30 protein-coding genes are annotated in these 22588 nt (G+C 58.9%); all 30 read right to left on the bottom strand.

Annotated features, from left to right (window positions below; all coding sequences use genetic code 11):
• Positions 1 to 20: 20 nt before the first annotated feature.
• Complete coding sequence (gene rpmJ, locus LPA36_RS24825) at positions 21 to 137, bottom strand: 50S ribosomal protein L36 (protein WP_004199844.1); 117 nt, start codon at positions 135 to 137, stop codon at positions 21 to 23.
• A 20-nt stretch (positions 138 to 157) separates the two neighbouring features.
• Positions 158 to 376: a translation initiation factor IF-1 gene (infA, locus tag LPA36_RS24830; protein WP_004521905.1), complete on the bottom strand. Its 219-nt coding sequence runs from the start codon at positions 374 to 376 to the stop codon at positions 158 to 160.
• 8 nt (positions 377 to 384) lie between these two features.
• Positions 385 to 1731 (bottom strand): preprotein translocase subunit SecY, encoded by a 1347-nt coding sequence (secY, locus tag LPA36_RS24835; RefSeq protein WP_228882645.1) that lies wholly within the window; start codon positions 1729 to 1731, stop codon positions 385 to 387.
• A 46-nt stretch (positions 1732 to 1777) separates the two neighbouring features.
• The gene (gene rplO / locus LPA36_RS24840; RefSeq protein WP_074301421.1) at positions 1778 to 2212 is read right to left on the bottom strand and encodes a 50S ribosomal protein L15; all 435 of its coding nucleotides are present in this window, start codon (positions 2210 to 2212) and stop codon (positions 1778 to 1780) included.
• A 29-nt stretch (positions 2213 to 2241) separates the two neighbouring features.
• Positions 2242 to 2424, bottom strand: a complete 183-nt coding sequence (gene rpmD / locus LPA36_RS24845; RefSeq protein ID WP_006052220.1) for a 50S ribosomal protein L30 — start codon at positions 2422 to 2424, stop codon at positions 2242 to 2244.
• Between the two features lie 14 nt (positions 2425 to 2438).
• Positions 2439 to 2957, bottom strand: coding sequence for a 30S ribosomal protein S5 (rpsE, locus tag LPA36_RS24850; RefSeq protein WP_007180127.1), 519 nt, complete (start codon positions 2955 to 2957; stop codon positions 2439 to 2441).
• 14 nt (positions 2958 to 2971) lie between these two features.
• Entirely contained in the window at positions 2972 to 3337 is a 366-nt protein-coding gene (gene rplR / locus LPA36_RS24855) for a 50S ribosomal protein L18 (protein ID WP_008923336.1), read from the bottom strand.
• A 12-nt stretch (positions 3338 to 3349) separates the two neighbouring features.
• The gene (gene rplF, locus LPA36_RS24860; protein WP_228882647.1) at positions 3350 to 3880 is read right to left on the bottom strand and encodes a 50S ribosomal protein L6; all 531 of its coding nucleotides are present in this window, start codon (positions 3878 to 3880) and stop codon (positions 3350 to 3352) included.
• Positions 3881 to 3899: 19 nt separating this feature from the next.
• Complete coding sequence (rpsH, locus tag LPA36_RS24865) at positions 3900 to 4295, bottom strand: 30S ribosomal protein S8 (protein WP_090537196.1); 396 nt, start codon at positions 4293 to 4295, stop codon at positions 3900 to 3902.
• 14 nt (positions 4296 to 4309) lie between these two features.
• Positions 4310 to 4615, bottom strand: a complete 306-nt coding sequence (rpsN, locus tag LPA36_RS24870; RefSeq protein ID WP_133661207.1) for a 30S ribosomal protein S14 — start codon at positions 4613 to 4615, stop codon at positions 4310 to 4312.
• A gap of 7 nt (positions 4616 to 4622) precedes the next feature.
• Entirely contained in the window at positions 4623 to 5162 is a 540-nt protein-coding gene (gene rplE, locus LPA36_RS24875; RefSeq protein WP_090537192.1) for a 50S ribosomal protein L5, read from the bottom strand.
• A gap of 16 nt (positions 5163 to 5178) precedes the next feature.
• On the bottom strand, positions 5179 to 5487 hold the full coding sequence (gene rplX, locus LPA36_RS24880) for a 50S ribosomal protein L24 (RefSeq protein WP_228882649.1): 309 nt from the start codon (positions 5485 to 5487) through the stop codon (positions 5179 to 5181).
• 9 nt (positions 5488 to 5496) lie between these two features.
• A complete protein-coding gene (gene rplN / locus LPA36_RS24885) occupies positions 5497 to 5865 on the bottom strand; it encodes a 50S ribosomal protein L14 (RefSeq protein WP_006052212.1) in 369 nt (122 codons plus the stop codon).
• 289 nt (positions 5866 to 6154) lie between these two features.
• Positions 6155 to 6427 carry a 30S ribosomal protein S17 gene (gene rpsQ / locus LPA36_RS24890; RefSeq protein WP_228882652.1) on the bottom strand — a complete coding sequence of 91 codons (273 nt, stop codon included), beginning with the start codon at positions 6425 to 6427 and terminating at the stop codon, positions 6155 to 6157.
• A complete protein-coding gene (gene rpmC / locus LPA36_RS24895; RefSeq protein WP_007180130.1) occupies positions 6424 to 6618 on the bottom strand; it encodes a 50S ribosomal protein L29 in 195 nt (64 codons plus the stop codon). Before rpmC ends, rpsQ begins: the two co-directional genes overlap by 4 nt.
• Before the next feature lie 10 nt (positions 6619 to 6628).
• On the bottom strand, positions 6629 to 7045 hold the full coding sequence (rplP, locus tag LPA36_RS24900; RefSeq protein WP_228882659.1) for a 50S ribosomal protein L16: 417 nt from the start codon (positions 7043 to 7045) through the stop codon (positions 6629 to 6631).
• 2 nt (positions 7046 to 7047) lie between these two features.
• Complete coding sequence (rpsC, locus tag LPA36_RS24905) at positions 7048 to 7854, bottom strand: 30S ribosomal protein S3 (RefSeq protein ID WP_228882661.1); 807 nt, start codon at positions 7852 to 7854, stop codon at positions 7048 to 7050.
• Between the two features lie 11 nt (positions 7855 to 7865).
• Positions 7866 to 8195: a 50S ribosomal protein L22 gene (rplV, locus tag LPA36_RS24910; RefSeq protein ID WP_011490054.1), complete on the bottom strand. Its 330-nt coding sequence runs from the start codon at positions 8193 to 8195 to the stop codon at positions 7866 to 7868.
• A gap of 11 nt (positions 8196 to 8206) precedes the next feature.
• Positions 8207 to 8482 (bottom strand): 30S ribosomal protein S19, encoded by a 276-nt coding sequence (gene rpsS / locus LPA36_RS24915; RefSeq protein WP_054036552.1) that lies wholly within the window; start codon positions 8480 to 8482, stop codon positions 8207 to 8209.
• Positions 8483 to 8492: 10 nt separating this feature from the next.
• Positions 8493 to 9320 (bottom strand): 50S ribosomal protein L2, encoded by an 828-nt coding sequence (rplB, locus tag LPA36_RS24920; protein WP_228882669.1) that lies wholly within the window; start codon positions 9318 to 9320, stop codon positions 8493 to 8495.
• 2 nt (positions 9321 to 9322) lie between these two features.
• The gene (gene rplW, locus LPA36_RS24925) at positions 9323 to 9637 is read right to left on the bottom strand and encodes a 50S ribosomal protein L23 (RefSeq protein ID WP_090537179.1); all 315 of its coding nucleotides are present in this window, start codon (positions 9635 to 9637) and stop codon (positions 9323 to 9325) included.
• Entirely contained in the window at positions 9634 to 10254 is a 621-nt protein-coding gene (gene rplD / locus LPA36_RS24930) for a 50S ribosomal protein L4 (RefSeq protein WP_090537177.1), read from the bottom strand. Before rplD ends, rplW begins: the two co-directional genes overlap by 4 nt.
• The gene (gene rplC / locus LPA36_RS24935; protein ID WP_228882670.1) at positions 10254 to 10913 is read right to left on the bottom strand and encodes a 50S ribosomal protein L3; all 660 of its coding nucleotides are present in this window, start codon (positions 10911 to 10913) and stop codon (positions 10254 to 10256) included. Before rplC ends, rplD begins: the two co-directional genes overlap by 1 nt.
• 188 nt (positions 10914 to 11101) lie before the next feature.
• Positions 11102 to 11413: a 30S ribosomal protein S10 gene (gene rpsJ, locus LPA36_RS24940; protein ID WP_006998489.1), complete on the bottom strand. Its 312-nt coding sequence runs from the start codon at positions 11411 to 11413 to the stop codon at positions 11102 to 11104.
• A gap of 129 nt (positions 11414 to 11542) precedes the next feature.
• The gene (gene tuf / locus LPA36_RS24945) at positions 11543 to 12733 is read right to left on the bottom strand and encodes an elongation factor Tu (RefSeq protein ID WP_063497539.1); all 1191 of its coding nucleotides are present in this window, start codon (positions 12731 to 12733) and stop codon (positions 11543 to 11545) included.
• 48 nt (positions 12734 to 12781) lie between these two features.
• Complete coding sequence (fusA, locus tag LPA36_RS24950; RefSeq protein ID WP_228882671.1) at positions 12782 to 14884, bottom strand: elongation factor G; 2103 nt, start codon at positions 14882 to 14884, stop codon at positions 12782 to 12784.
• Between the two features lie 133 nt (positions 14885 to 15017).
• A complete protein-coding gene (gene rpsG, locus LPA36_RS24955; protein ID WP_006053291.1) occupies positions 15018 to 15488 on the bottom strand; it encodes a 30S ribosomal protein S7 in 471 nt (156 codons plus the stop codon).
• Between the two features lie 180 nt (positions 15489 to 15668).
• A complete protein-coding gene (gene rpsL, locus LPA36_RS24960) occupies positions 15669 to 16049 on the bottom strand; it encodes a 30S ribosomal protein S12 (RefSeq protein ID WP_035935550.1) in 381 nt (126 codons plus the stop codon).
• 210 nt (positions 16050 to 16259) lie between these two features.
• The gene (gene recQ / locus LPA36_RS24965) at positions 16260 to 18107 is read right to left on the bottom strand and encodes a DNA helicase RecQ (protein WP_228882672.1); all 1848 of its coding nucleotides are present in this window, start codon (positions 18105 to 18107) and stop codon (positions 16260 to 16262) included.
• Positions 18108 to 18337: 230 nt separating this feature from the next.
• Positions 18338 to 22576 carry a DNA-directed RNA polymerase subunit beta' gene (gene rpoC, locus LPA36_RS24970; protein WP_228882673.1) on the bottom strand — a complete coding sequence of 1413 codons (4239 nt, stop codon included), beginning with the start codon at positions 22574 to 22576 and terminating at the stop codon, positions 18338 to 18340.
• Positions 22577 to 22588 lie beyond the last annotated feature (12 nt).

Raw genomic sequence — 22588 nt, forward strand, 5'->3', positions numbered from 1 at the left:
CGCAAGCAAAAGCGCGGCGTTCAGCCTTGACGCTGTTTGTGGCGCGGATCAGAGCTGCAAATCACGCGCACAACGCCCTTGCGCTTGATGATCTTGCAATTGCGGCAAATGCGCTTAACCGATGCCATCACTTTCATGATATTACCCTTTTTTCAAATCACTTCGCCCGGAACACGATCCGCGCACGCGACAGATCGTAAGGCGTCAATTCAACCGTCACCTTGTCGCCCGGCAGGATTCGGATGTAGTGCATCCGCATCTTGCCGGATATGTGTCCCAATACGACATGGCCGTTTTCCAGCTTTACCCTGAAGGTAGCGTTAGGCAGGTTTTCGATAACCTCACCCTGCATCTGGATTACATCGTCTTTGGCCATAAGTCCTTTCAACGCATCGGGACGCCGCCGCCTTTGAAATTGGCTTTCTTCAGCAGCGATTCATACTGTTGCGACATAACGTACGACTGCACCTGCGCCATGAAGTCCATTGTGACGACGACAATGATCAGCAGCGACGTTCCACCGAAATAAAACGGCACATTCCAGCGCAGTACCAGAAACTCAGGCAGCAGACAGACGAACACAATGTAGATCGCACCGGCCAGCGTCAAACGCGTGAGGATGCGGTCGATATATCGAGCCGTCTGATCGCCCGGACGGATACCCGGAACGAAAGCGCCGCTTTTCTTCAGGTTGTCGGCCGTTTCCCTGCTGTTGAACACCAATGCGGTGTAAAAGAAGCAGAAGAACACGATCGCCAACGCGTACAACAACACGTACACCGGTTGACCCGGTTTGAGCGCCTCAGCCACGTTATGCAGCGTGTCGCCAAACCAGCTGGTACGCGACCCCGAACTGAACCAGTTCAGGATGGTTGCCGGGAAGAGAATGATCGACGACGCGAAGATCGGCGGAATCACACCCGACATGTTCAGCTTCAGCGGCAAATGCGAAGACTGGCCGCCGTAAATCTTGTTGCCCACCTGCCGCTTCGCGTAGTTCACAAGAATCTTGCGCTGGCCGCGTTCGATGAACACCACCAGATACGTCACAGCAGCAATCAGCGCGACGACGATAATCGCCGACACCGGGCCCATCGAGCCGGTTTGCACCAGCGAGAACAGACCACCGATTGCATTCGGGAAACCCGCTGCAATACCGCCGAAAATGATGATCGAGATGCCGTTACCCAGTCCGCGCTCCGTGATCTGCTCACCCAGCCACATCAGGAACATCGTACCGGTCACCAGCGTCACAACCGTCGTGAGGCGGAACACCATACCCGGATCGATGACGAGTGCCGGCTGATTTTCAAGCGCTACGGCAATGCCGAACGCCTGGAAAGTAGCAAGCAGTACGGTAAAGACCCGCGTGTACTGCGTAATTTTCCGCTGCCCCGCCTGTCCCTCTTTCTTCAACGCTTCGAGTTGCGGCGAAACAATCGCCAGCAACTGCATGATGATCGACGCCGAAATGTACGGCATGATCCCCAGCGCGAAAATCGTGAACCGCGAGAGTGCGCCACCCGAGAACATGTTAAACATGCCAAGGATGCCGCCCGACTGGCTCTGAAACAGCTTTGCCAGTTGGTCCGGGTCGATACCCGGCACCGGAATGTGCGCGCCGATACGGTAGACGATCAGCGCCAGCAGCAAAAATACTGCTCGCCGACGCAGATCGCCAAACTTCGCCGCGCTTCGACCGGGCTTTGCGAGACTCGGGCTGTTAGCCAAGTACCTTCTCCGATGCAAATGCTAGTGACGGCAATCGACTTGCACGTTACTCGGCAAAAGAGCCACCTGCTGCTTCGATAGCAGCACGTGCACCCTTCGTCGCACCCAGACCCTTCACAACGATCTTGCGCTTCAGCTCGCCCGTCGCGATGATCTTGGCGCTCTTGATCAGCTCGCCGACCAGGCCGGCTTGCTTCAGAGCCAGCAGATCGATTTCGTCGACCGGCAGCTTTTCCAGATCCGAGAGACGCACTTCACCAACGAATTCCTTCGTCAGCGAGGTGAAGCCACGCTTCGGCAGGCGACGTTGCAGAGGCATTTGACCGCCTTCGAAGCCAACCTTGTGAAAGCCGCCCGAACGCGACTTCTGACCCTTGTGACCGCGACCTGCGGTCTTGCCGAGTCCAGAGCCGATACCACGACCGACGCGACGCTTTGCGTGCTTCGAGCCTTCTGCCGGCTTCAGGTTATTCAATTCCATTATCAACTCCTTGAGTCCTGGTCAGCCGCTTAGCTGATGACCTTAACGAGGTACGAAACCTTGTTGATCATGCCGCGCACAGCCGGCGTGTCCTGCAGCTCGCTAACCGAGTTGAGTCGGCGCAGGCCCAGACCACGTACCGTTGCACGGTGCGTTTCGCGGGTCCCGATCAGGCTCTTGACGAGCTGAACCTTGACAGTTTTTTCAGACATGGTGACCACCTGGCTTAGCCCAAAATATCTTCGACGGACTTACCACGCTTCGCCGCGATATCGCCCGGGGTGGACTGCTTGCGCAGGCCGTCGAGCGTCGCACGGACGAGGTTGTAAGGGTTCGTCGAACCGTGGCTCTTGGCCACCACATTTTGCACGCCCATCACGTCGAACACTGCGCGCATCGGGCCGCCAGCGATCACGCCCGTACCATCCTTCGCCGGAGCGAGGAGGACTGCGGATGCGCCGTGCTTACCGTGCACTTCGTGCTGCAACGTACCATTCTTGAGCGGCACCTTGAACATGTTGCGGCGAGCCTGTTCCATTGCCTTTTGAACAGCAACCGGAACTTCCTTCGCTTTGCCCTTGCCCATGCCGATGCGGCCATCGCCGTCGCCAACAACGGTGAGTGCGGCGAAGCCGAGAATACGGCCACCCTTCACCACCTTGGTCACGCGGTTGACCGAAATCATCTTTTCACGAAGGCCGTCGTCGCGTTCGTCAGCCTGAACTTTCGCTTGCATCTTTGCCATGACGAATTCTTCCCTTAGAACTTGAGTCCGGCTTCGCGCGCCGCATCAGCCAGCGCTTTCACGCGGCCGTGGTAACGGAAACCCGAACGGTCGAAGGCGACGGATTCGATGCCGGCAGCCTTAGCCTTTTCTGCAATGCGCTTGCCGATCAGCGTAGCAGCGGCGACGTTGCCACCTTTGCCGGACTGGTCAGCCAGTTGCGCACGCACTTCGGCTTCGAGCGTCGACGCGCTGGCGAGCACCTTGGTGCCGCACGGCGAGAACACTTGTGCATAGATGTGCGTGTTCGTGCGATGCACGGCGAGACGCGCGACCTGCAGCTCAGCGATCTTGATACGCGTCTGACGAGCGCGGCGCAGGCGAGATTGAGTCTTATCCATGATTGCGCACCCTTACTTCTTCTTCGTTTCTTTGAGGATCACAACCTCGTTGGCGTAACGCACACCCTTGCCCTTGTAGGGCTCCGGCGGACGATAGCCGCGCACTTCTGCAGCGACCTGGCCAACTTGTTGTTTGTTGATCCCCTTGATCACGATTTCGGTTTGCGACGGGGTTTCAGCCTTCACGCCTTCCGGCATCTGGTGCACCACCGGGTGCGAGAAACCCAGCGACAGATTCAGCTTGTCGCCTTGCGCCTGTGCGCGGTAACCGACGCCAACCAGCGTCAGCTTGCGCTCGAAACCCTTCGTCACGCCGTTCACCATGTTCGCAACCAGTGCGCGCATCGTGCCCGACATCGCATTCGCTTCACGGCTTTCGTCAACCGGCTCGAACTTCAGCGTGCCGTTGTCGTTCACCACTTTCACGAGGCGATTTGCAGCTTGCGTAATCGTGCCCAGCGGACCCTTGACGGTAATACGTTCGTCGCTCAGGGCCACTTCTGCGCCTTGCAGCGCGATCGGGCTTTTACCTACTCGAGACATGTTTCCTCTCCTTTCGGCCTTAAGCGACGTAGCAGATGACTTCGCCGCCAACGCCCGTAGCGCGCGCCTTGCGGTCCGTCATCACGCCCTTCGGCGTCGACACGATTGCCACGCCAAGGCCATTCATGACCGTCGGGATGTCGTTACGACCGCGATATACACGCAGACCAGGCTTCGAAACGCGTTCAAGGCGCTCGATAACCGGACGGCCCGCGTAGTACTTCAACGCGATGTTCAATTCAGATTTCGCACCTTCAGCCTTCACTGCAAAATCATCGATATAACCTTCGTCCTTCAGGACCTGCGCAATCGCAACCTTCACTTTTGACGAGGGCATTGTCACCGAAACTTTCTCAACCATCTGCGCATTGCGGATGCGAGTCAGCATATCGGCGATAGGATCACTCATGCTCATTTACGTTTCTCCTATTACCAGCTCGCCTTGGTCAGGCCAGGGATCTCGCCGCGGAACGCGATTTCGCGAATCTTGTTACGCGCCAGCCCGAATTTACGGAACGTACCGCGCGGACGACCAGTGATCGCGCAACGGTTGCGCTTACGGGTCGGGTTAGAGTTGCGCGGCAGTTGCTGCAGTTCCAGACGGGCTGCATAACGCTCTTCATCCGACTTGCTTTGGTCGTCGATGACTGCCTTCAGCTCAGCGCGCTTGGGAGCGAACTTGGCTGCGAGGCGTGCACGCTTCTTTTCACGTTCGATCAGTGCCAGTTTAGCCACGGTAACCTCAGTTTCTGAACGGGAACTTGAAGCTGGCGAGCAGAGCCTTTGCTTCGTCGTCGGTCTTCGCAGTCGTCGTGATGCTGATGTTCAGCCCACGCAGCGCGTCGATTTTGTCGTAGTCGATTTCGGGGAAAATGATCTGCTCTTTCACACCGATGTTGTAGTTGCCGCGACCATCGAACGCACGACCCGACACGCCACGGAAGTCACGCACACGGGGGAGCGCGACCGTCACGAAACGGTCCAGAAATTCGTACATTGCCTGACCACGCAACGTGACCATTGCACCGATCGGATAGCCCTGGCGGATCTTGAAGCCAGCGATTGCCTTGCGTGCCTTCGTGATCACCGGCTTCTGGCCAGCAATCTTCGTCAGGTCGCCAATGGCGTTCTCGATGACTTTCTTGTCCGCAATCGCTTCACCCACACCCATGTTCAGGGTGATCTTGGTGATGCGCGGCACTTCCATCACGGATTTGTAACCGAACTTCTCGACGAGGCCGGGTACAACCTTCTCTTTGTAAAATTCTTGCAAACGAGCCATTTTTTACTCCGCAGCGTCAGGCGCTCAGCTCAGCACCGGTCGTCTTGAGGAAACGGACCTTCTTGTCTCCATCGACCTTGATGCCTACACGGGACGCCTTGCCATTCGCGTCGACCAATGCGACGTTCGAAATTTGCAGCGGCATCGTCTTGGCTTCCACGCCGCCCGTCGTACCCTTCATCGGGTTCGGCTTGACGTGCTTCTTGACGAGGTTGATACCCTCGACAATCACTTTGCCTTCGTCAACGGACAGCACGACGCCGCGCTTGCCTTTATCTTTGCCGGTGATGACGATAACTTCGTCACCTTTGCGAATCTTGTTCATCGCGACTCCTTACAGCACTTCAGGTGCCAGCGAAACGATCTTCATGAATCGTTCGCTGCGCAACTCGCGCGTGACAGGCCCGAAAATACGGGTGCCAATGGGCTCGAGCTTGGCATTCAACAGCACAGCTGCGTTGCCGTCGAACTTGATCAGCGAGCCGTCTTGACGACGCACGCCCTTGGCGGTGCGAACCACCACGGCGTTATAAATTTCGCCTTTCTTCACGCGCCCGCGCGGCGTTGCTTCTTTGACGGTCACCTTGATGATGTCGCCAATGCTGGCATAACGACGCTTCGAGCCGCCGAGCACCTTGATGCACATGACTTCACGCGCACCTGTGTTGTCGGCCACTTCAAGCCGAGTTTCGGTCTGGATCATGGTTTATCTTTCCCAACTTAATCCGGTCGCACCACCATGGCGCACCCGGTCAGTCTTGGTCCCGTCAGCCAATCGGCTGCTTGGGTTAGAACAGCAGCGACGGCAAACGAAACCCGCCATCGCAATCCGGTGAATCATTCGGAACAGACTGGCGCCCGTACCGCTTCCCCCACCAACTTCGCCCGCGACGGGGCTCCCATAAAAGAGGGAAGACCGAGATTATAACAAATAATCTCGGTCTTGCAAGCGAAACTTACTGCGATTTCAACTACTTCTACAACTTGCGGCGTCAGATGACGCGAGCAGCCTCAATCAGGCGAGCCACGGTCCAAGCCTTCGTCTTCGAAATCGGACGGGTCTCCTGGATTTCAACGAGGTCACCCTCGTTGTACGTGTTCGCGTCGTCGTGTGCGTGGTACTTCTTCGAGCGCACGACGTACTTGCCATAGATCGGGTGCTTCACGCGGTGCTCGACCAGCACGGTGACCGTCTTGTCCATCTTGTTGCTGACGACCTTGCCGACCAGCGTCCGCTTGAGCGAGGTTTTTACGCTATCGTTCATTTCTGGTTCGCCTTCTCAGTCAGGACGGTCCGCACACGAGCGATATCGCGACGAACTTTCTTCAGCTGGCTCGTGTTCGTGAGCTGCTGGGTCGCGAGTTGCATGCGCAGGCCGAATTGCGCCTTCAACAGGTCCGACAGCTCCTTGTTGAGCGCGGCCTGATCTTTCTGGTGAAGTTCGGAAGCCTTCATCATCTACTCCTTAGGCGCCGAGCTGACGAACGATAACGGTCGTCTTGAGCGGCAGCTTCGCTGCAGCCAGACGGAACGCTTCGCGTGCCAACTCTTCGGTTACGCCGTCCATTTCGTACAGCATCTTGCCCGGCTGAATCTCCGCGACGTAGTACTCAGGGTTACCTTTACCGTTACCCATACGTACTTCCGCCGGCTTGTGCGAGATCGGCTTGTCCGGGAAGATACGGATCCAGATGCGGCCACCACGCTTGATGTGACGCGTCATTGCACGACGCGCCGCTTCAATCTGGCGCGCGGTCAAACGACCACGACCGATAGCCTTCAGACCGAACTCACCGAACGACACCGCGTTGCCGCGGGTTGCGATACCGGTGTTACGACCTTTCTGCTCTTTGCGATACTTTCTGCGTTTCGGTTGCAGCATCGTTATTCTCCAGTCTTCCCGTCGCCGCCGGCACCGCCAGCACGACGAGGAGCGCCACGGCGTGCACCTGCCGGGCCACCACCTTCACCATCGCGACGCGGACGGCGATCGCCACCCGGACGTGCGTTACGGCGCGGGCGCTTTTCTTCGGCGACTTCTTCAACCACCGGAGCATCGTTACGACCAAGCGTGTCGCCCTTGTAGACCCACACCTTGACGCCAATGATGCCGTACGTGGTCTTCGCTTCCGACGTTGCGTAGTCGATGTCAGCGCGCAGCGTATGAAGGGGCACGCGACCTTCGCGATACCATTCCGTACGGGCGATTTCGATACCATTCAGGCGGCCAGCGCTCATGATCTTGATGCCCTGGGCACCCAGACGCATGGCGTTTTGCATCGCACGCTTCATCGCGCGGCGGAACATGATCCGGCGCTCGAGCTGTTGCGTAATCGAATCCGCGATCAGTTGCGCATCGGTTTCCGGCTTGCGGATTTCTTCGATGTTGACGTGGACCGGAACGCCCATGCGGCGTTGCAGTTCCGACTTCAGCAGTTCGATATCCTCGCCCTTCTTGCCGATGACCACACCCGGACGCGAGCTATAAATCGTGATGCGCGCGTTTTTCGCCGGACGCTCGATAACGACGCGACCAACCGAAGCGTTCTTCAGCTTCTTCTTCAGGTATTCACGAACACCGATGTCTTCCTGCAACATCGCCGCGAAATTGGTGTTGTTCGCGTACCAACGCGACGCCCAATTACGGCTGACGGCCAAACGGAAGCCAGTCGGATGAATTTTTTGTCCCATCGTATGACCCCTTAATTCCCGACCGTCACAGTGATGTGACAGGATTGCTTCTCGATGCGATTACCGCGGCCTTTAGCGCGCGCAGTAAAACGCTTGAGAGAGGCGGCCTTGTCGATGTAGATGCTCGTAATCTTGAGCTCATCGATATCGGCGCCTTCGTTGTGCTCCGCATTCGCGATCGCCGACAGCACGACCTTTTTCACGATTCCCGCAGCCTTCTTCGGCGAGAACGTCAGAACGTTCAGCGCCTTGTCGACCGGCAAACCGCGGATCTGGTCAGCCACAAGGCGCGTTTTCTGCGCCGAGATGCGGGCACCGCGATGAATTGCTTTCACTTCCATCTTGATACCCCTTATTTCTTGGCCTTCTTGTCGGCCGCGTGACCCTTAAACGTCCGGGTCAGTGCGAACTCGCCAAGCTTGTGGCCGACCATGTTTTCCGAGATGTACACCGGAACGTGTTGACGGCCGTTGTGCACGGCAATCGTCAGACCGATGAAATCCGGAAGAATCGTCGAACGACGCGACCAGGTTTTGATCGGCTTCTTGTCACGCGCAGCAGCTGCCGACTCGACTTTCTTCAGCAAATGGGCGTCGCAGAACGGACCTTTTTTTACAGAACGTGCCATTGCTTACTCCTTAGCGCTTGTGACGGCGCTGGACGATCATGCTCGTCGTGCGCTTGTTGCTGCGGGTACGATAACCCTTCGTCGGCGTGCCCCACGGGCTCACCGGATCGCGACCTGCAGCCGTCTTGCCTTCACCACCACCGTGCGGGTGATCGACCGGGTTCATTGCAACGCCACGCACCGTCGGGCGGATACCGCGCCAGCGGTTCGCGCCAGCCTTACCGATTTGACGGAGGCTGTGCTCTTCATTGCCAACTTCACCAATCGTCGCGCGGCATTCAACGTGAACGCGGCGGATTTCACCTGAGCGCAGGCGGACCTGTGCGTAGATGCCTTCACGAGCCAGCAGCATCGCCGATGTACCAGCCGAACGCGCCATTTGCGCGCCCTTGCCCGGCAGCATTTCGATGCAGTGAATCGTCGTACCAACCGGAATGTTACGGATCGGCAGCGTGTTACCGGCGCGGATCGGAGCTTCCGAACCCGACATCAGTTGCTGGCCAACCGTCACACCCTTCGGCGCGATGATGTATTTGCGCTCGCCGTCTGCGTACAGAACCAGCGCGATGTTTGCGCTACGGTTCGGATCGTACTCAAGACGTTCGACCTTCGCCGGAATACCGTCCTTATTGCGACGGAAATCGACGATACGATATTGTTGCTTGTGACCACCGCCCTTATGGCGCGTGGTGATGTGGCCGTTGTTGTTACGGCCGGCGGTCACGCTCTGCGAATCGAGCAGCGGTGCGTACGGCTTGCCCTTATGCAGATCCTTGTTGACCACCTTGACCATCGCGCGGCGGCCCGGCGAAGTCGGCTTAACTTTAACGATTGCCATGATTACTTGGCCTCCGCTTCAAAGTTGATTTCCTGACCCGGCTTCAGGCAGACGTACGCCTTCTTCACGTCCTTGCGCTTGCCCATGAAGCGACCAAAGCGCTTTGCCTTGCCCTTCGCGACCAGCACGTTGACGGAATCGACTTCCACCTTGAACAGCAGCTCGACAGCAGCCTTGACTTCCTGCTTCGTAGCATCCGGCGCAACTTCGAACACAACCTGCTCGTTCTTGTCGGCCACCAGCGTCGCCTTTTCGGAGATCACCGGCGCGAGCAGAACCTGCATCAAACGATGATCGTTCTTGCGAATCTCGCTCATGACAGCAACTCCTCGATCTGGGCGACCGCAGCCTTCGTGATCAGGATCTTCTTGAAGTAGATCAGCGAGAGCGGGTCGGCGTAACGCGGCTCGACAACTGCCACGTGGGCGAGGTTGCGCGACGCGAGGTACAGGTTTTCGTCAACCGTGTCGGTAATCACCAGCACGGAGTCGAGACCCATCGCCTTGAATTTTTCGGCCAGCAGCTTCGTCTTCGGCGCTTCGAGCGTCAGCTCGTCAACCACCGAGATGCGGCCTTCGCGGGCCAGCTGCGAGAAGATCGAGCAGAGACCTGCGCGATGCATCTTCTTGTTAACCTTGTGCGAAAAGTTTTCTTCCGGCGAATTCGGGAAGATACGGCCACCGCCGCGCCACAACGGGCTCGACGACATACCGGCACGAGCGCGGCCCGTACCCTTCTGGCGCCACGGCTTCTTGGTCGTGTGCTTGACCTGCTCACGATCCTTCTGCGCGCGGTTGCCGCTACGGGCATTCGCCTGGTAGGCCACCACGACCTGGTGAATCAGGGCTTCGTTGTAGTCACGGCCGAACACGACGTCCGACGCGCTAACAGCTGCGCCTTCCTGACCATTGGCATTCAGGAGCTTAAGTTCCATTATTTCGCTCCTTTCACGGCGCGCGTCTTCACAGCCGGCGTCACGAATACCTTGCCGCCCTTCGCACCCGGAACGGCGCCCTTGACCAGCAACAGCTTGCGGTCAGCGTCGATACGAGCGATTTCGAGGTTCTGCACGGTTACAGTGTCGTCACCCATGTGACCGGTCATGCGCTTACCCGGGAAAACACGACCCGGATCCTGCGCCATACCGATCGAACCCGGCACGTTGTGCGAGCGCGAGTTACCGTGCGATGCACGGCCAGATGCGAAGTTGTAACGCTTGATGGTACCGGCGTAGCCCTTACCAATCGACACGCCTTGCACGTCGACTTTCTGGCCCACTTCGAAGAGGTCGGGACCGACCACGGTGCCGTTCGACAGCTCGGCAGCCTTGGTGGCATCGATCTTGAATTCTTTGAGGACTTCACCGGCTTCGACGCCTGCTTTGGCAAGGTGACCTGCCAGCGGCTTCGTTACACGCGATGCACGGCGGGTACCGAATGCAACCTGAACGGCGGTGTAGCCGTCGGTTTCAACAGTCTTGATCTGCGTCACGCGGTTGTCGGACACGTCCAGCACGGTTACGGGAATTGAATCCCCGTCAGCCGTGAAGATACGGGTCATGCCAACCTTGCGACCTACGAGTCCAAGGCTCATCGTTTTCTCCATTCCCGACTGCGATTGGTCGGGGCTAATTTACAAAATGCCGGTGTTTTTCGAATTGAACCGCACCGGCTTTTTTGCGCAAATGCGCGAAAAGCCTTGCATTATAGCGAGGCTTTTCGTTTTCTGCAAGCAATCAATGACTTAGCATCGTCCGACGTACCGGACGCCGCCCGAAAGCCTTATTGCAGCTTGATCTCAACGTCCACGCCAGCCGGCAGGTCGAGCTTCATCAGCGCGTCAACCGTCTTGTCCGTCGGATCGACGATGTCCATCAGGCGCTGGTGCGTACGGATTTCGAGCTGATCACGCGATGTCTTGTTGACGTGCGGCGAACGCAGGATGTCGAAACGCTGGATGCGGGTCGGCAGCGGCACCGGACCACGAACGATGGCGCCAGTCCGCTTGGCCGTATCGACGATTTCAGCTGCCGATTGATCGATCAGACGATAGTCGAAGGCCTTCAGGCGAATGCGGATTTTCTGGTTCTGCATGACGATTCCTTAAAAAGAGCGAGGCAGCTTTGCGCCGCCAGACAATAAAAGAGCGTAGAGCCGGACACCCACCGCGGGCGGGCGCCCGGCTCCGGGCACCACATCTACTACGACTGCAAACCCTCGATTTTACTCGAGGATCTTTGCAACGACACCGGCGCCGACGGTACGGCCACCTTCACGGATGGCGAAGCGCAGGCCTTCTTCCATCGCGATCGGGTTGATCAGCTTCACCGTGATCGACACGTTGTCGCCCGGCATGACCATTTCCTTGTCCTTCGGCAGCTCGATCGAGCCCGTCACGTCCGTCGTACGGAAGTAGAACTGCGGACGGTAGTTGTTGAAGAACGGCGTATGACGGCCGCCTTCGTCCTTGCTCAGCACGTACACTTCAGCCGTGAAATGCGTGTGCGGGTTGATCGAACCCGGCTTGGCCAGCACCTGGCCACGCTCCACGTCTTCACGCTTCGTGCCGCGCAGCAGGATGCCCACGTTGTCGCCTGCCTGACCCTGGTCGAGCAGCTTGCGGAACATTTCCACGCCCGTGCACGTCGTCTTCACCGTCGGCTTGATACCGACGATTTCGATTTCTTCGCCGACCTTCACGACGCCGCGCTCAACGCGACCCGTCACCACCGTGCCGCGACCCGAGATCGAGAACACGTCTTCCACCGGCATCAGGAACGCGCCATCCACCGCGCGCTCCGGCGTCGGGATGTACGTGTCCAGCGCGTCGGCCAGGTTCATGATCGCCACTTCGCCCAGCTCGCCCGTGTCGCCTTCCAGCGCCAGCTTGGCCGAACCCTTGATGATCGGCGTGTCGTCGCCCGGGAAGTCGTACTTCGACAGAAGCTCGCGCACTTCCATTTCGACCAGCTCCAGCAGCTCGGCGTCGTCCACCATGTCGCACTTGTTCAGGAACACGATGATGTACGGAACGCCAACCTGACGCGCCAGCAGGATGTGCTCACGCGTTTGCGGCATCGGGCCGTCAGCGGCCGAGCACACCAGGATCGCGCCGTCCATCTGCGCTGCGCCCGTGATCATGTTCTTCACATAGTCAGCGTGGCCCGGGCAGTCGACGTGTGCGTAGTGGCGGTTCGCCGTTTCGTACTCAACGTGCGCCGTGTTGATCGTGATACCACGCGCCTTTTCTTCCGGCGCCGCATCGATCTGGTCGTATGCCTTCGCTTCGCCGCCAAACTTCTTGGTCAGCACCGTCGTGATCGCTGCCGTCAGCGTGGTCTTGCCGTGGTCAACGTGACCGATCGTGCCGACGTTCACGTGCGGCTTGGTCCGTTCGAATTTACCTTTAGCCATGTTTCTCTTCTTTCAAAAAAGTTGATCGTTGAATGACTTGCCGCGCGATTACTTCGACTTCGCGTTGATGATCGCTTCCGACACGTTGCGCGGTGCTTCGGCGTAGTGCTTGAACTCCATCGTATACGTTGCACGACCCTGGGTCAGCGAACGCAGCGACGTCGAGTAGCCGAACATTTCCGACAGCGGCACTTCGGCGCGAACGATCTTGCCGCCGCCAACCATGTCATCCATGCCCTGAACAATGCCACGACGACCCGACAGGTCACCCATCACGTTGCCCATGTAGTCTTCCGGCGTTTCGACTTCGACGGCCATCATCGGTTCGAGGATGACCGGCTGGGCCTTGCGCATTGCTTCCTTGAACGCCATCGAACCGGCCATGCGGAATGCGTTTTCGTTCGAGTCAACGTCGTGGTACGAACCGAACGTCAGGTGAACCTTCACGTCAACGACCGGGAAGCCTGCCAGCACGCCGGCCTTCAGCGTTTCCTGGATACCCTTGTCGACTGCCGGGATGTATTCACGCGGAATCACGCCACCCTTGATTTCGTCCAGGAACTCGTAACCCTTGCCCTGCTCATTCGGCTCAAGCGTAATGACCGCGTGACCGTACTGGCCGCGACCACCCGACTGCTTGACGAACTTGCCGTCAACGTCTTCCGCCTTGCCGCGGATCGTTTCACGATACGCAACCTGCGGCTTGCCAACCGTTGCTTCGACGCCGAACTCACGCTTCATCCGGTCGACCAGAATTTCCAGGTGGAGCTCGCCCATGCCCGAAATAATGGTTTGACCCGATTCTTCGTCTGTTTGAACGCGGAACGACGGATCTTCCTGAGCCAGGCGGTTCAGCGCCAGACCCATCTTTTCCTGGTCCGGCTTCGTCTTCGGCTCAACAGCCTGCGAAATCACCGGCTCCGGGAAAATCATGCGTTCGAGCACGATCGGGTGTGCCGGATCGCACAGCGTGTCGCCCGTCGTCGCGTCTTTCAGGCCAACTGCAGCGGCGATATCGCCCGCGTGCACTTCCTTGATTTCTTCGCGCTGGTTTGCGTGCATCAGCAGAATACGACCGAGACGTTCCTTCTTGTCCTTGGTCGCGTTCAGCAGCGTGTCGCCCGACTTCGTCGTGCCCGAGTACACACGGAAGAAGATCAGCTGGCCGACAAACGGGTCGGTCATGATCTTGAACGCGAGCGACGAGAACTTCTCGTCGTCAGCTGCGCGACGCTCAGCCTTTTCACCGTTTTCGAGTTCGCCCGTAACCGGCGGAATATCGATCGGCGACGGCAGGAAGTCGAGCACGGCGTCCAGCATCCGTTGCACGCCCTTGTTCTTGAACGCGGTACCGCACAGCATCGGCTGGATTTCGCAGGCGATCGTACGGTCGCGAAGACCCTTGATGATTTCGTCTTCGGTCAGTTCACCCGACTCGAGGTACTTGTTCATCATTTCTTCGTTCGATTCGGCCGCTGCTTCGACCATCTTCTCGCGCCATTCATTGCACGTGTCGACGAGCTCTGCCGGGATTTCTTCGTACGAGAACTTCGTGCCCTGGGACGCTTCGTCCCAAATGATCGCTTTCATCTTCAGCAGATCGACCACGCCCGTGAACGTTTCTTCAGCGCCGATAGGCACCACGACCGGAACCGGGTTTGCCTTCAGACGCAGCTTGAGCTGGTCGTAGACCTTGAAGAAGTTCGCGCCGGTACGGTCCATCTTGTTGATGAACGCGAGACGGGGAACCTTGTACTTGTTAGCCTGACGCCACACCGTTTCCGACTGGGGCTGCACGCCACCCACAGCGCAGTAAACCATGCATGCGCCGTCGAGCACGCGCATCGAGCGCTCAACTTCAATCGTGAAGTCAACGTGACCCGGGGTGTCGATGATGTTGATACGGTGCTCGGCGCGATCGCCTGCCATGCCTTTCCAGAAGGCGGTCGTAGCAGCCGACGTAATCGTGATGCCGCGTTCCTGCTCCTGCTCCATCCAGTCCATGGTTGCTGCGCCGTCGTGCACTTCACCAATCTTGTGGTTCACGCCGGTGTAGAACAGGATGCGCTCGGTCGTCGTCGTTTTGCCGGCGTCGATGTGAGCGCTAATACCGATGTTGCGGTAGCGCTCGATAGGTGTCTTGCGAGCCACTTTGATCCTCTATTGGGATAACGCGATGCGAGAAAATACCCATCGCGCTGTAACACAAACGGGCGAGGCGCTTTGTAAGCGCACCCGCCCGGAATTTCTTTCCGCTTTTCCTGCTAACCCGGGGTCGGGAAGCTTAGAAACGGAAATGCGAGAACGCCTTGTTGGCTTCTGCCATCCGGTGAACTTCGTCGCGCTTCTTCATCGCGCCGCCACGGCCTTCTGCCGCTTCGGAAAGTTCACCTGCCAGACGCAGGGCCATCGACTTCTCGCTGCGCTTCTTCGCAGCCTCACGCAGCCAACGCATCGCCAATGCCATACGACGCGACGGACGCACTTCGACCGGAACCTGATAGTTCGCACCACCAACGCGACGGCTCTTCACTTCGACCACCGGCTTCACGTTGTTGAGCGCTACCGTGAACACTTCCAGCGGGTCCTTGCCACCCTTGGTCTGGATCTGTTCAAAAGCGCCGTACACGATGCGCTCAGCAACCGACTTCTTGCCGGACAGCATCAGCACGTTCATGAACTTGGCTACATCTACGTTACCGAACTTCGGATCCGGCAACACTTCCCGCTTGGGGACTTCGCGACGACGCGGCATGTTTCTTCCTTTACTTTTTCAGTTGGAGCTCTGCTGAGCCCCGCGGCCACCAACTAACCCGATTCATCTCTAACGACTTACCAGCCTGGTCGGGTGACCACTTACTCGACAGCACCGGCGAATCCGGCACCACCGCTATTACCGCCTTTTAAGGCGACCTGAAACTACTCGACCGGCTACTTACTTGCCAGCCTTGGCACGCTTCGCACCGTACTTCGAGCGAGCCTGCTTGCGATCCTTGACGCCCTGGGTATCCAGCGAGCCGCGAACCATGTGGTAACGCACACCCGGCAAGTCCTTCACACGACCGCCGCGAATCAGCACGACCGAGTGTTCCTGCAGGTTGTGGCCTTCACCACCGATGTACGAAATAACTTCGAAGCCGTTCGTCAGGCGCACCTTGGCGACCTTACGAAGTGCCGAGTTCGGCTTCTTCGGCGTCGTGGTGTACACACGGGTGCACACGCCGCGACGCTGGGGGCAGTCCTGCAAGGCCGGGCTCTTGCTCTTCACAGTTTCCGAAGCGCGGCCTTTGCGAACCAGTTGATTGATGGTTGGCATTGTTTATTCCTGAAATTGAACAAAATCGACGCAATCATTTCCGGGCAAAGCAGAAACGATTGCGAATCGAACTCCGAAACCCTGATGCCATGGCGCAGATTGACTCCGCGTGCAGGCATTCCAAGAACCGGAACCTAGCATAATATTCCGAAAATGCTAAGGGAGTCAACAGCTTGCGAAGTCCCGCGCCCGCGCCGGCGACGCAAAGCGTCAGTCCGCAGCGACGACTTCGAGCAGTTCTTCGCCAAAACGGTCGAGCTTGCGTACGCCCATGCCCGGAATATGACGAAGATCCTCGATCGTGTCCGGGCTGCTGCGGGCAATTTCCGCGAGCGTCGCATCGTGGAAGATGACGTAGGCGGGCACGCCATCGCTCTTTGCCGTTTCCGTACGCCACGTGCGCAGTCGCTCCCAGCGGGCACGCTCTCGCGGCCCCATGCCGAGGGTCGGATCGGCGCGCTCGCTGGTGCGTCCCGACGACTGACGCGTACGCGTCGGTTTCACGTAGCGGCGCAACGTGACCTGCTGCTCGCCCTTCAGCACTGCCTTGCTTGCTTCGGTGAGGACAAGCGATCCATAGCCCTGATGGTCCACGGTCAGGAACCCAAAGGCGACGAGTTGCCGGAAAATCGCCCGCCACTCGGGCTCCGATAGCGCCGCACCAATCCCGAACGTACTCAGCTTTTCGTGGCCGCGCTGCAGGATCTTTTCACTGCGGTTACCGCGCAGGATGTCGATCAGATGACCCGCTCCGAAATGAAAACCGCTCGCGCGTTGCGCCCGGAACACGCACGAAAGCGCCATTTGCGCCTCGCGCGTCGCATCCCATGATGCCGGCGGTTCGATACAGGTATCGCAGTTGCCACACGGCTGACTGGATTCGCCGAAGTAGGCGAGCAGCCGCACGCGGCGGCAGGACGCCGTCTCGCAAAGCCCCAGCAACGCATCGAGCTTGCCGGTCTGCACCCGTTTGTGGGCCTCGTCCGCGTCGGATTCATCGATCATCTTGCGTTGCTGCACGACGTCGCCAAGGCCGTACGCCATCCACGCATTCGCGGGCATGCCATCGCGACCCGCGCGGCCCGTTTCCTGGTAATAGCCTTCGACGCTTTTCGGCAGATCCATGTGTGCGACAAAACGCACGTCCGGCTTATCGATACCCATGCCGAATGCGATCGTCGCGCACATCACGATTCCTTCTTCGCGCTGGAACATCTCCTGATGCTTTTGCCGTATCTCGAATTCCATCCCTGCGTGATACGGCAGCGCCCGCACGCCCTGCCCCTTGAGCCATTCGGCAGTTTCCTCGACCTTCCGACGCGACAGGCAATACACGACGCCGGCGTCCGTCGTGCCGTCCGCTCGCGAATGCTCGGCACGGATGAAATCGAGCAATTGCGCGCGCGCGTTGTCCTTTTCGGCAATGCGATAACGGATATTCGGCCGGTCAAAACTGGACACGAAGATGCGGGCGTCGTCGAGGGCGAGGTTGTGGACGATTTCATCGCGGGTGATCGCATCGGCGGTTGCCGTCAGGGCAATGCGCGGCACCGTCGGGAAGCGCTCGTGCAACACCGACAACTGGATATATTCTGGCCGGAAATCGTGACCCCATTGCGATACGCAATGCGCTTCGTCAATCGCGAAAAGGCCGATGCGTGAGCGCTCGAGCAATTCGAGAAAACGAGGTGTCATCAGGCGTTCCGGCGCGACGTAGAGCAGATCGATCTCGCCGTCGCGCAGCGCGCGCTCGGTCGCAGCCGCCTCGGCGCCGGACAGCGTGGAGTTCAGATACGCGGCGCGAACGCCGACCTCCTTCAGCGCGGCAACCTGATCCTGCATCAGTGCGATCAGGGGCGACACGACGATGCCGGCGCCAAAACCTGCCTCGCGCCTGACGAGCGAAGGAATCTGGTAACACAACGACTTGCCGCCGCCCGTTGGCATCAACACCAGGGAATCGCCCCCCGCAGCGACGTGTTCGACGATCTCGCCCTGCTGCCCGCGAAAAGCGGGATAACCAAAAACTTCGTTGAGAATTTCGAGCGAACGGGACATTTAACAGGGCAGATTAATAGGGCGGAGACAGAGACAGAAACAGGAAGAAAATCAGCGCGATGGCGTGCACACGAATTTTACCAACGCATTCGGGTTACGCCCGATCGATGTTGCAACGTTAGCCATCCGGCCGGCCCAAAAGCCCTGAATACACGCGAAAAAAAAGCCGCCCAGTCGAAACTGGACGGCTTTGCAGGCTGACAGCCCAGGCGGCTTGCGCCGCGCTGAACTTATTCGCCTGAGTGCTGCTGTTCGGCTGCCGGGGTTTCCGGCGTACCGAATTCGAACGACTCTTCCGCTGCGATCTGGTCGAAACGCTCGCGGTCGGACAGTTCCTTGCTCTTGCGTGCCTTGTGGAACGCGAGACCGGTACCCGCCGGAATCAGACGGCCGACAATCACGTTTTCCTTCAGCCCGCGCAGATCGTCGCGCTTGCCCATGATCGCCGCTTCGGTCAGCACGCGAGTCGTTTCCTGGAACGACGCCGCAGAGATGAACGAATCGGTCGACAGCGACGCCTTCGTGATACCGAGCAGCACGTTTTCGTACGTTGCCGGACGCTTGTCTTCCGCGATCATCCGGTCGTTCTCGTCGAGCATGTCCGACCGCTCAACCTGTTCGCCCGGGATGAAACGCGTATCGCCGTTGTCCGAAATCTGCACACGGCGCAGCATCTGACGAACAATCACTTCAATGTGCTTGTCGTTGATCTTCACGCCCTGCAGACGGTACACGTCCTGCACTTCGTCCACGATGTAACGCGACAGCGCCTCGATACCCTGCAGACGCAGGATGTCGTGCGGATCCGCCGGCCCGTCGACGATCATTTCGCCCTTGTTGACGACCTGACCATCGTGCACCAGAACCTGCTTTTCCTTCGCGATCAGGAACTCGTGCTGGTTGCCCTCGAGGTCCGTGATAACGAGACGTTGCTTGCCCTTCGTGTCCTTGCCGAACGACGTCGTGCCCGTGACTTCCGCCAGAATGCCGGCGTCCTTCGGCGAGCGCGCTTCGAACAGTTCGGCCACACGCGGCAGACCACCGGTAATGTCACGCGTCTTCTGCGATTCAACCGGGATCCGTGCGAGCACTTCACCGACCTGCACCTGCTGACCGTCCTTCACGGTGATCAGAGCGCCGACCTGGAAGCCGATCTGCACCGAGTGTTCGGTGTTCGGGATCTTGACTTCCTCGCCGCTCGCATCGAGCAGTTTCACCTGCGGACGCACGCTCTTCGAAGCCTGCGAGCCACGACGCTTCACGTCGATCACGACCAGGGTCGAAAGACCGGTCACGTCATCGATCTGCTTCGCGACCGTCACGCCTTCCTCGACGTTTTCGAACTTCACCGTACCGCCCCACTCGGTGATGATCGGACGCGTCAGCGGATCCCACGTGGCCAGCTGCGTGCCTGCCTTGATCTGCGCGCCGTCGAGCTGCAACAGCGTGGCGCCGTACGGCACCTTGTGACGTTCACGCTCACGACCGTGGTCGTCAGTGATCATTGCTTCGCCCGAACGCGAGATGACGATCTGCTCGCCCTTCGCGTTGGTGACGTAACGCATCGTCGCCGTGAAACGCACCGTACCGTTCGACTTCGCTTCAACCGACGAAGCCACCGCCGCACGCGATGCCGCACCACCAATGTGGAACGTACGCATGGTCAGCTGCGTGCCCGGCTCACCGATCGATTGAGCAGCGATCACGCCGACTGCTTCACCGACGTTCACCGACGAGCCACGACCCAGGTCGCGACCGTAGCAGGCTGCGCACAGGCCGTAACGCGTTTCGCAGGTCAGCGGCGTGCGCACGCGCACTTCATCGATGCCGAGGCGTTCGATTTCTTCCACCGAGTCTTCGTCGAGCAGCGTGCCCGATTCGTACAGCGTTTCCTGCGTTTCCGGATTGACGACGTCCGCCACCGCAACGCGACCGAGAATACGATCACGCAGCGCTTCGACGACTTCACCGCCTTCAACCAGCGCCTTCATGGCGACGCCGTTCGACGTACCGCAATCGTCCTCGACCACGACCAGATCCTGCGTCACGTCGACGAGACGACGCGTCAGGTAACCCGAGTTAGCCGTCTTCAGTGCCGTATCAGCCAGACCCTTACGTGCACCGTGGGTCGAGATGAAGTACTGCAACACGTTCAGGCCTTCACGGAAGTTCGCCGTAATCGGCGTCTCGATGATCGAGCCGTCCGGCTTCGCCATCAGGCCACGCATACCGGCCAGCTGACGAATCTGCACTGCGGAGCCGCGAGCGCCCGAATCGGCCATCATGTAGATCGAGTTGAACGATTCCTGGCGCGTTTCCTTGCCGTCGCGATCCGTGACCGGTTCCGTCGACAGCTGCTCCATCATCGCCTTGCCGACCGCTTCCGACGTTGCCGACCAGATGTCGACCACGTTGTTGTAGCGTTCCTGCGCGGTGACGAGACCCGACATGTACTGACGGTCGTATTCCTTCACCTTCTTTGCGGCGTCGCCGACGATGGTTTCCTTCTGCGGCGGCACGAGCATGTCGTCGACGCAGATCGAGATACCAGCACGCGTTGCCAGACGGAAACCCGACTGCATCAACTGGTCGGCGAAAATCACCGTTTCGCGCAGACCGCACTTGCGGAATGCCGTGTTGATGAGGCGCGAGATTTCCTTCTTCTTCAGCGGCTTGTTCAGCACCGAGAACGGCAGTCCCGGCGGAAGGATTTCCGACAGGATCGAACGGCCGACGGTCGTCGCATACAGCGTGATCTTCGGCACGAACTTCGGTGCGCCTTCCGACGTGTCTTCGTTGTGGACCATTTCCGTGATCCGCACGTTGACGCGCGAGGCCAGCTCGACTTCCTTGTTCTCGTACGCACGCAGCGCTTCCGACACGCCCGTGAATGTCAGGCCTTCGCCCTTGCCGTTCACCGCTTCACGCGTCGCGTAATACAGGCCGAGCACGATATCCTGCGACGGCACGATGGACGGATCGCCGTTGGCCGGGAACAGGACGTTGTTCGACGCCAGCATCAGCGTGCGCGCTTCCATCTGCGCTTCGAGCGACAGCGGAACGTGAACAGCCATCTGGTCACCGTCAAAGTCGGCGTTGAACGCCGCGCAGACGAGCGGGTGCAGCTGGATCGCCTTACCTTCGATCAGCACCGGCTCGAAAGCCTGAATGCCCAGACGGTGAAGCGTCGGCGCACGGTTCAGCATGACCGGATGTTCGCGAATGACCTCTTCGAGAATGTCCCACACCACCGGCGTCTGGTTCTCGACTTCCTTCTTCGCAGCCTTGATGGTGGTAGCGACACCCATCACTTCCAGCTTGTTGAAGATGAACGGCTTGAACAGTTCGAGCGCCATCAGCTTCGGCAGACCGCACTGATGCAGCTTGAGCGTCGGGCCGACCACGATGACCGAACGGCCCGAGTAGTCGACGCGCTTACCCAAAAGGTTCTGACGGAAACGACCGCCCTTACCCTTGATCATGTCGGCGAGCGACTTCAGCGGACGCTTGTTCGCACCCGTCATGGCCTTGCCACGACGACCGTTGTCGAGCAGCGAATCGACGGCTTCCTGCAGCATCCGCTTTTCGTTGCGGACGATGATTTCAGGCGCCTTCAGTTCGAGCAGACGCTTCAACCGGTTGTTACGGTTGATGACGCGACGATACAGGTCGTTCAGGTCCGACGTCGCGAAACGGCCGCCATCCAGCGGCACCAGCGGACGCAGTTCCGGCGGCAGCACCGGCAGCACTTCGAGCACCATCCAGTCAGGCTTGATGCCCGAACGCTGGAATGCCTCGAGCACTTTCAGGCGCTTCGCGTACTTCTTGATCTTCGCTTCCGAACCCGTGTTCTTGAGTTCGGTACGGAGCATTTCGACCTGTTCGTCGATGTTGATCGCGCGCAGCAGCTCGCGAACGCCTTCCGCGCCCATTTCGGCACGGAATTCGTCACCGTACTCTTCGACCTTGTTGTAGTAATCCTCTTCCGTCATGATCTGCCGCGCTTTCAGCGGCGTCATGCCCGGATCGATCACCACGTATGCTTCGAAGTACAGCACGCGTTCGATGTCGCGCAGCGTCATGTCGAGCACCATGCCCAGACGCGACGGCAGCGACTTCAGGAACCAGATGTGCGCAACCGGCGAGGCCAGTTCGATGTGGCCCATCCGTTCGCGACGCACCTTCGCCAGCGTGACTTCAACGCCGCACTTCTCGCAGATCACGCCGCGGTGCTTCAGGCGCTTGTACTTGCCGCACAGGCATTCGTAGTCCTTGATCGGCCCGAAAATCTTCGCGCAGAACAGACCATCGCGTTCCGGCTTGAACGTCCGGTAGTTGATGGTTTCCGGCTTCTTCACTTCACCGAACGACCACGAACGGATCTTGTCTGGCGAGGCCAGACCGATCTTGATCGCGTCAAAAACTTCTTCTTGTTGGACTTGCTTGAATAGATCGAGCAGAGCTTTCATTGCCTTCTCTCC

Origin of the sequence: Paraburkholderia saeva (assembly GCF_907164555.1) — a bacterium.
Classification (GTDB): Bacteria; Pseudomonadota; Gammaproteobacteria; order Burkholderiales; family Burkholderiaceae; genus Paraburkholderia; species Paraburkholderia saeva.

Coding starts and splice junctions, on each gene's coding strand:
- rpsS (WP_054036552.1), bottom strand. CDS start 8,482: ATGGCACGTTCTGTAAAAAAAGGTCCGTTCTGCGACGCCCATTTGCTG.
- rpsG (WP_006053291.1), bottom strand. CDS start 15,488: ATGCCGCGTCGTCGCGAAGTCCCCAAGCGGGAAGTGTTGCCGGATCCG.
- rpsC (WP_228882661.1), bottom strand. CDS start 7,854: ATGGGACAAAAAATTCATCCGACTGGCTTCCGTTTGGCCGTCAGCCGT.
- rplP (WP_228882659.1), bottom strand. CDS start 7,045: ATGCTGCAACCGAAACGCAGAAAGTATCGCAAAGAGCAGAAAGGTCGT.
- rplR (WP_008923336.1), bottom strand. CDS start 3,337: ATGGATAAGACTCAATCTCGCCTGCGCCGCGCTCGTCAGACGCGTATC.
- rplV (WP_011490054.1), bottom strand. CDS start 8,195: ATGGAAGTGAAAGCAATTCATCGCGGTGCCCGCATCTCGGCGCAGAAA.
- rplE (WP_090537192.1), bottom strand. CDS start 5,162: ATGGCTCGTTTGCAAGAATTTTACAAAGAGAAGGTTGTACCCGGCCTC.
- tuf (WP_063497539.1), bottom strand. CDS start 12,733: ATGGCTAAAGGTAAATTCGAACGGACCAAGCCGCACGTGAACGTCGGC.
- rpsJ (WP_006998489.1), bottom strand. CDS start 11,413: ATGCAGAACCAGAAAATCCGCATTCGCCTGAAGGCCTTCGACTATCGT.
- rplB (WP_228882669.1), bottom strand. CDS start 9,320: ATGGCAATCGTTAAAGTTAAGCCGACTTCGCCGGGCCGCCGCGCGATG.
- rplN (WP_006052212.1), bottom strand. CDS start 5,865: ATGATCCAGACCGAAACTCGGCTTGAAGTGGCCGACAACACAGGTGCG.
- rpsE (WP_007180127.1), bottom strand. CDS start 2,957: ATGGCAAAGATGCAAGCGAAAGTTCAGGCTGACGAACGCGACGACGGC.
- rplF (WP_228882647.1), bottom strand. CDS start 3,880: ATGTCTCGAGTAGGTAAAAGCCCGATCGCGCTGCAAGGCGCAGAAGTG.
- rpsH (WP_090537196.1), bottom strand. CDS start 4,295: ATGAGCATGAGTGATCCTATCGCCGATATGCTGACTCGCATCCGCAAT.
- rplD (WP_090537177.1), bottom strand. CDS start 10,254: ATGGAACTTAAGCTCCTGAATGCCAATGGTCAGGAAGGCGCAGCTGTT.
- infA (WP_004521905.1), bottom strand. CDS start 376: ATGGCCAAAGACGATGTAATCCAGATGCAGGGTGAGGTTATCGAAAAC.
- rpmD (WP_006052220.1), bottom strand. CDS start 2,424: ATGTCTGAAAAAACTGTCAAGGTTCAGCTCGTCAAGAGCCTGATCGGG.
- recQ (WP_228882672.1), bottom strand. CDS start 18,107: ATGTCCCGTTCGCTCGAAATTCTCAACGAAGTTTTTGGTTATCCCGCT.
- rpsQ (WP_228882652.1), bottom strand. CDS start 6,427: ATGAACGATAGCGTAAAAACCTCGCTCAAGCGGACGCTGGTCGGCAAG.
- rpmJ (WP_004199844.1), bottom strand. CDS start 137: ATGAAAGTGATGGCATCGGTTAAGCGCATTTGCCGCAATTGCAAGATC.
- rplW (WP_090537179.1), bottom strand. CDS start 9,637: ATGAGCGAGATTCGCAAGAACGATCATCGTTTGATGCAGGTTCTGCTC.
- rplC (WP_228882670.1), bottom strand. CDS start 10,913: ATGAGCCTTGGACTCGTAGGTCGCAAGGTTGGCATGACCCGTATCTTC.
- rplX (WP_228882649.1), bottom strand. CDS start 5,487: ATGAACAAGATTCGCAAAGGTGACGAAGTTATCGTCATCACCGGCAAA.
- rpsL (WP_035935550.1), bottom strand. CDS start 16,049: ATGCCAACCATCAATCAACTGGTTCGCAAAGGCCGCGCTTCGGAAACT.
- rplO (WP_074301421.1), bottom strand. CDS start 2,212: ATGGAATTGAATAACCTGAAGCCGGCAGAAGGCTCGAAGCACGCAAAG.
- rpmC (WP_007180130.1), bottom strand. CDS start 6,618: ATGAAGGCTTCCGAACTTCACCAGAAAGATCAGGCCGCGCTCAACAAG.
- rpoC (WP_228882673.1), bottom strand. CDS start 22,576: ATGAAAGCTCTGCTCGATCTATTCAAGCAAGTCCAACAAGAAGAAGTT.